The sequence below is a fragment of the Mycobacterium sp. 4D054 genome (assembly GCF_052245755.1).
GTDB lineage: Bacteria > Actinomycetota > Actinomycetes > Mycobacteriales > Mycobacteriaceae > Mycobacterium.
The window spans coordinates 1-1,621 of sequence record NZ_JBQQCF010000129.1; the positions used below are offsets into that span (position 1 = coordinate 1).

The 1,621-nt window shown below is 65.8% G+C and carries 1 protein-coding gene; it reads right to left on the reverse strand.

Features of this window, described 5'->3' with window-relative positions; all coding sequences use genetic code 11:
• Nucleotides 1–3: 3 nt before the first annotated feature.
• Complete coding sequence (locus ACTWP6_RS30190) at nt 4–1,551, reverse strand: IS1182 family transposase (protein ID WP_260753369.1); 1,548 nt, start codon at nt 1,549–1,551, stop codon at nt 4–6.
• Between the last annotated feature and the right edge of the window lie 70 nt (nt 1,552–1,621).

The following is a 1,621-nucleotide window of genomic DNA, read 5'->3' on the forward strand; positions in this document are numbered from 1 at the left end:
GGCTTAGGCGATGGCCCAGGTGGTGCCGGTGTGGGTCAGGCCCATGCTGATCAGGCGGCGCAGGTTCAATGCGGCGGCGCGGTGGTGCAGCCAGTGGTTGTTCTTGCTGACGCCGCGGTAGCGGACTTTGCGGTTGCCGCGGGTCAACCAGGCGATCGAGCGTTCCACCATGGGGCGGTGTTGGCGGTACTCGGCCTGCCATTCGGGTGTGCGCGCGATGGCCCGGGCGGCACGTAGGTGCGGTTCGTGTTCGCTGATGGTGAGCTTTCGCCCACGCACTGCGGTGGTGCACAGGTGCCTCAAAGCGCATGACCGGCAATGCTTTTCGAATGCGGCTCCACCGCTAGGTCCGATGGGGATGGTGTGCTCGGCCGGACACGTCACGGTACGGGCCGCGAAATCGATGGTGAAGTCATCGCTGGTGAACCCACCCGGGACCGGGGTTCTCAGCGGGAGCGGTTTGATCACGGCGACATGCTTGAGCTCGGCCAGCGTCGCCCGTGCCTGACCGGTGCCGTAGGCCGAATCGCCGAGCACCCGCACCGCCGTCGTCTCGTGTGCCAGCAGCGCCAGTCCGATGACGGCTTCGTGATTGTCTTGTCCGCTTGCCTTGGTCAGCGCGCAGTCGGTGATGATCCCGGTATCAGGTTCGACCGCGATGTGGGCCTTGTATCCGTCCTGGCGGCGATGCACCGTCTTATGGGCATGGCGGGCTTCGGGATCCACGGTAGAGATCACCCGATCACCGGCCACCTTCTGCGCGATGCGCCACTGCCCGTCGGTGCCATCAGAACCCTCGACCGGTTCGACGTCCTGGCCGGCGACCAGCGCCAACAACGACACCGCCTCAGCGGCGCGCGGGCCCAGTTCCTGGTCGGGCAGATGCCCCAGCAGCCGGTGCGCATCGCCGACCAAGGCGTCGACAAGCTGGTCGCGGGCGGTTCTGTCGTTCCAGGCGATCGCCGGTTTACCCGGATCGCTGTAATCGTGGGCGGTGCAGTAAGTGGTGATCACCTCGCCGGCCCCTGGGACTTCGCGCCCGACCCGGCGGATCGCAGCGATCAGCTGGGTTACGGTGTCCTGGGTGGACACCGCATCATCGAGCACGGTGGAGTCCAACGCTCGCCGCGTCTTTTTGGCCAACACACCGGTCTGCGCCACGACGGCCTTGACCGCCTCAAAGATCCGGTCCGGCGCCTGCGAGGCCGCCAGCCGGCGCCGCCAATAGGTCAGCGTGGTCGAGTGAAACGCCGGCGCGGTCACCGCCAACCCGCACGCGGCTTTCCAGCGCAGATCGAAGGTGACCGCGTCCACGGTCTCGCTATCAGAGAGCCCGTGCAGGGCCTGCAAGGTGATCACCGAGGCCATCACCTCGGCCGGCACGCTCGGACGCCCCCGCCGCGACGGGAAAAGATCAGCGAACATCGCCTCGGGAAACAACTCGTGGCGGTGTTCGGCCAGGAATACAAACATGCTGTCGGACTTCAGCAGATGCCCGGCAACCGACTCCGCATCCAACAGCTCACGCTGATCCTCAGAATGCCCCTGCATCCATTAATCATCTCGAGAACCCAGCCACAAACCCCGCCACCACGCCGGATTAATTCAGCAGACTCCTAGG